At 38.4% G+C, this 6,051-nt stretch carries 3 protein-coding genes and 1 pseudogene; all 4 read left to right on the top strand.

The genetic code is table 11. The features are described 5' to 3' along the window. Positions 1-327 (top strand): transposase (locus G525_RS0105335; RefSeq protein ID WP_027125236.1); only part of this gene is annotated, 327 nt, incomplete at its 5' end. A gap of 29 nt (positions 328-356) precedes the next feature. Then, positions 357-2,444 (top strand): annotated as a pseudogene (locus G525_RS20330) (SusC/RagA family TonB-linked outer membrane protein); the annotation flags it as partial. Between the two features lie 18 nt (positions 2,445-2,462). Next, positions 2,463-3,962 carry a RagB/SusD family nutrient uptake outer membrane protein gene (locus G525_RS0105325; RefSeq protein WP_027125235.1) on the top strand — a complete coding sequence of 500 codons (1,500 nt, stop codon included), beginning with the start codon at positions 2,463-2,465 and terminating at the stop codon, positions 3,960-3,962. Positions 3,963-3,975: 13 nt separating this feature from the next. Further along, positions 3,976-6,051 (top strand): PKD domain-containing protein, encoded by a 2,076-nt coding sequence (locus G525_RS21645; RefSeq protein WP_169514427.1) that lies wholly within the window; start codon positions 3,976-3,978, stop codon positions 6,049-6,051.

The following is a 6,051-nucleotide window of genomic DNA, read 5'->3' as shown; positions in this document are numbered from 1 at the left end:
ATCTTTGTCGACCATATAAGCCGGGAAGCCAATGTTACAACGGATAAATGGAGAGGTTACAGGCCCATTGCAAAAGCCTACAACATCAAACAAATAGAAAGTAACAAGGGATTAAATTTTAAAGCGCTCCATACAATGATACACCAGGTCAAATCTTGGATAAGAACAACCTATTCCTGGGTAAGTCCTGACAATCTAAACAGGTATTTTAATGAGTTTTGTTTTAGAATAAACCGCTCACAGAGCAAAGCCACAATATTCAACAATCTTATTGTGAAAATGGTGCAAAGAGACAAAATATATCAGACAGAATTAATAAGCAACTAACTACTGACCTCTAAACATCTAAATTAAAATTTATAGTCAATACAAGTTATGCAAACATTAAAAGTCAAACCATTGCGGAGAATTCGTTTAATTCGATCCTTGGTAACGCTATAAATTTTGATCCAACAGTATCTCCATACCATACAGATCCTAATGATTTTGCAACATATGGCTATAGTAACTTGTTATTGTCTGAAATTTTTAATCCGGTGCAGAGGTTGGAAGACACTCATAACGAAAGCAATGGCGATAAGTTATATGGTAAATTTGAGTTGCAATATGATATTTTGGATAACCTTAAAATAACCTCACGTTTCGGTTATACCAAATGGGATCAGACAAGTAAAAGTTTCTCGCCATTAGCATATTATGGACCTAACAATGTGTCTAGTGATTACAATCCTGATGGTACTGTGAAGACTCAGGAGGTTGATAATGGCGATGGTACCACAACTATAATTCCATCGTTTCACAACAGTGTCACCGAAAGAAAAAATTCTAATTTTAGTTATACACTAGAAACTTTTGCGAATTACGAGTTTACTTTAAATGATCAACATAATTTTGACATTGTTTTGGGGATCTCTAGAAGTCAATCCACAGGAGATGAAATGGGTACTACCAGACAGGATATTAGGGACAATTCTTGGGCTTGGGCAGATATTAGTGCCGCTACAGGTGTCAATACTAAATTAAATACAAATGCTTATACAGGCTATAGTAGTCAGAATTTAGAACGCAGAAACCTATCTTACTTTAGTAGGGTTAATTACGACTTTAACAATAAGTACTTAGCCTCGTTTTCTGCACGGCGCGATGGATCTATTGCTTTTGGTAAAGATAATAAGTTCGCAAACTTTTATGCAGGCTCTTTAGGCTGGGTTATAACTAACGAGGATTTCTTTAATGTGGACGCTATAAATTTCCTAAAACTCAGAGGAAGTTATGGTACTGTAGGAAACGAAAACGTAGACCCGCAGTATGTTAGTATCACCATTGGTGGCCCGAGTTATAATTCAACCGCGAATAGCAATGGTTATACCTTCGGAACTGAATTTGTTTCTGGGGCAACTGTCAATTCATTCAATAACCCATTTTTAAGCTGGGAAGAGCAGACGCAATACAATATTGGTTTTGATGCAACTTTGTTTAACAATCTCTCCTTAGCTGTGGATTACTTTAATAAATCTGTTGATGGCTTATTGTTTACAGATGCACCGCCATTGTATGCAGGAACTTCCGAACCTGTAAAATCTAACATTGGAAGCACAGAAAGTAAAGGTATCGACTTAACTATAGGGTATAGAAACAGTGGGGCTGGAAACTTTGGGTTCAATACTTCAGTTAATTTTACAGGATCAAAAAATTTAGTGACCGAAACAAATAAAGACGGTACTGCATTTATAGCAGGTGGATCTTATTTTAATGGTCAAAGTCAAATGGCGACTCGCTTTGAAAAGGGCTTTACCCCGGGTTACTTTTACGGATATCAAACGAATGGTTTATTTCAAAACCAATCAGAAATTGACGCACATGCCACACAACCAGGAGCGCAGCCGGGTGATATTCGGTTTGTGGATATGAATAATGATGGCATTATCAACGATGAAGATAAAACGAAAATTGGAGATCCGTTTCCAAAATTCAATATCGGTTGGAATTTAGGTTTTGATTATAAAAACTTCGATTTAAACATATTTACTTATGCATCAGTAGGAAATGATATTTACCGAGCCTACGAACGTAATGCACAGTTTACTAACAAGGATAGAAGTATTTTAAATAGATGGACCGGAGAAGGCACCACCAATGATGCGGCTAATCCAAGATACACGTTTGCGGATACGAACAGTAATATTAGACCCTCTGATAGGTATGTTGAAGACGGGAGTTTTATCAAAATTAAAAGTTTGATTTTAGGTTATACCCTACCAGCAAGCGTAAATGCAGGATTTAGCCAAGTTCGTATATATGCTCAAGCGAAAAATCTATTGACACTTACGGAATATACAGGCTATGATCCTGAAATATCTGGAGGTATTTTAGATACAGGTATAGATAGAGGCGCTTATCCGCAAGCAAGAACATTTTTAATTGGTTTAGACCTTAAGTTTTAACATCTAAAAAAAAGTAGTATGAAAAATATAAAAAATAGTATAGGCTTAATCACCATACTTTCAATCTTTTGGGGTTGCTCAGATGTGGTTGATTTTGATCCACATGATGAGTACCAAGTTACAGAAGTAGATTATTTGCAATCAGAAGCAGATTATCAGGCCATGGCGGTAAGCTGTTATTCACCAACTCAATGGTTGAATCAAGTAATTGTCGTTGGGGATGTGGCTTCAGATAATGCAGTTGCAGGTGGAGAAAATGCATCGGATGTGGTGGCGTTTCAGCAAATAGATGATTATAAGATATTAACCAACAATAGTACATTACAAGATTTATGGTTGTCAGCTTATGAAGGCGTTAACAGAACTAATTATCTAATAGGTTATAAAGATGCCAACATGTTGGGTAATACGGTTGATTTTGAAGGGAAGGAAGCACTTTTTGGAGAAATTCATTTTTTAAGAGCCTTTTATTATTTCAATCTGGTTAAAATGTTTGGTGATGTGGTCTTGTTTACCGATCATAAATTAGGCCTTTCAGATTTTGGCACTTTACAAAGATCTCCTAAAGCTGAAGTGTATGCACAAATGGAAAGAGATTTGATCCAAGCTATTAGTGTGTTGCCAACTTCGCAAGCACAACAAGGGCGAATTACCAAATATGCAGCACAAGCCTTATTGGGAAAAGTGTATATATATCAAGACAAATTTGACGAAGCGGTTCCAGTACTTAAAAATGTTGTGGATGGTCCATTTAGCTTAGTAGCAAATTTTGATGATATTTTCTTATTGTCAGGTGAAAATGGTCCAGAATCTGTTTACGAAGTTCAATACTCTAATGGACAGCCTTATTATAACTGGGGCGGTATAACTAGAGGGCAGGGTAATTTTGCTGTTCAACAAGGAGGAGTTAGAGGTTTCAATGGCACCTCAGAAATGCCTTATAACTCTGGTTGGAGTACAAATTTACCAACACAAGATTTGGCAGCAGCATATGAAGACGGCGATCAAAGAAAAGACGCGACCACTTTTGATGTAGAGGCCTATGCAACTAATAACCCTAATTTAAATGTTACCTATCAGGTAGCACCTTTTAAAAATACAGGTTTATATAATAAAAAGTATTTGCCACGAAAAGGGCAGACCAGCGGGCAGCCTGAATTGAACTACGAAAACAACCAACGTACCATCCGCTATTCGGATGTGTTGTTAATGGCCGCAGAAGCAAACTTAAGATCATCCTCTGCTAACCAAGCATTGGCTCAAATCTATTTAGACAGGGTTAGGGATAGGGCTTTCGGTGATGAAGATCACAGAGTGACTGCAACGGTTCAGGCAATTTGGAATGAAAGACGTTTGGAGCTAGGAATGGAAGGCGATCGTTTTTTCGATTTAGTAAGAACGGGCCAAGCTGCCGATGTTTTAGGTCCGCTTGGTTATAATGCCGCAACACAAGGAGTTTTTCCAATTCCTCAAAGAGAAATAGATATTTCTGGTTTGACTCAGAATGCCGGATACTAAAAAAATAGATGACATGAAAACAGTAAAATATATTTTTAGTTTAAGTCTTATAGTGTTAGCAATTTTCAGTTGTTCACAAGATGATGTGGATATCAGTTTTGTAGAGAATATTGCGCCGCCATCGAACGTATCAGCTACAGTGACTGTCAGCCAAGATAATACTGGAGCAGTAACTCTTATTCCAACAGGCGAAGGTGCAGTTTCCTTTAACGTGGATTTTGGAGATAACTCAGATCCGTCTGGAGTGGTGCCTACTGGTAAAAGTTTGAATCACATTTATGAAGAAGGTACGTACACAGTAATAATTACTGCCAATGGGCTTAATGGGCTTTCAACTACAGTAAATCAAGAGATAGAGGTTTCGTTTAATGCACCTGAAAATTTAATGGTCATAATTGAAAATGATGGCACTAAATCCAAAACCGTCAATGTGACTGCTTCCGCAGATTTCGCCTTGAGCTATAACGTCGATTTTGGTGATGGCAGTGATCCTGTAATGTCAAATATTGATGAGACCACCATTTACACTTATCAAGACGCTGGCACTTACACCATAACGGTTACAGCGTTCAGTGCAGCGGTTGAAACGACATCATATACTGAAGAATTTGACGTGGTTGAAATTCTGCAACCTATACAGGCCGCACCAACGCAGCCCAATAGAGCGGCAACTGATGTCATTTCAATATTCAGTGATGCTTATGAAAATATTACGGGCACAAACTTTTATCCGAACTGGAATCAATCAACAACTTACAATCAAATTGAAATCGATGGAGATCATATCATCCAATACGGAAATTTAAATTACCAAGGCGTTGAGCTTGGTGCTGCCGCAGACGCCGCTCAGATGGAATTTTTACATATAGATGTTTGGACCGCCAACGAAAATATGGCCTTTGATATTTCTCCAATAAGTATCGATAGTGGCGAGAAATTGGTTCACAAGGATCTCGTAGCAGGTCAGTGGAACAGTTACGACATCCCACTATCTGAGTTTACCAGTCAAGGACTTTCCATGTATGACATCCATCAAATTAAATTTGACGGAACCCCTGCTGGAGGAACCATATTCATTGACAACCTCTATTTTTATAAGGATTCTTCAGATGCATCAGCACCTCAAGCAGCGGCGCCAGCGCCAACGTTACCGGCCTCCGATGTAATTTCAATTTACAGTGACGCTTATACTGGTGTGGGCATCAGCGAACTGAACCCAGATTGGTCACAAACAACGGTATTGACAGAAGTGATTATTGATGGTAACACTACCTGGAAATACGAACAATTGAATTATACAGGTATCGTGACCAGTTATGACAATCCAACAGATGTATCTGGAATGACCCATGTACATTTTAATTATTGGTCTCCTGATGCAACTGCTTTAGGATTAAAATTGGTCAATACCGGTTATGGTGATGGAGACCCGTTAAAAGAAGACATACAATACGTGTCAAATGTGGTCAATGGCAGCTGGGTAAGTGTAGAACTTCCTTTGTCAGATTTTTCAATGGATCGCTCAGCAATTACACAATTGCTCTTTGAGTCCTCAGGAGCGACCGTTTATATAGATAACCTGTATTTTTATAAAGGAAATATAGCACCAACCGCACCTGAAGTAGCAGCGCCAACACCAACAGTACCGGCATCCAATGTAATTTCAATTTACAGCGATGCTTATACCACAGTTGGCATCAGCGAACTGAACCCCGATTGGTCTCAAACAACACAATTGACTGAAGTGGCGATTGATGGTAACACTACCTGGAAATACGAACAATTAAACTATTCAGGTATTGTGACCAGTTATGACACACCTACAGATCTCTCCGCTATGACCCACGTGCATTTTGACTATTGGTCTCCTGATGCAACGTCATTGGGATTGAAATTGGTCAATACCAATCAAGGTGATGGCCCATTAAATGAAGATATTGAATTCGTTTCGACTGTGGTCAATGGTAGCTGGGTTAGTGTAGAAATATCTTTGTCAAATTTCACCACTGATCTTTCAGGATTGACACAATTGCTCTTTGAGTCCTCAGGTGCAACCGTTTATATCGATAATCTTTATTTTCATAATTAG

Source organism: Gelidibacter mesophilus DSM 14095, assembly GCF_000423005.1.
GTDB lineage: Bacteria > Bacteroidota > Bacteroidia > Flavobacteriales > Flavobacteriaceae > Gelidibacter > Gelidibacter mesophilus.
This window is presented reverse-complemented; position numbering and strand designations above follow the sequence as displayed.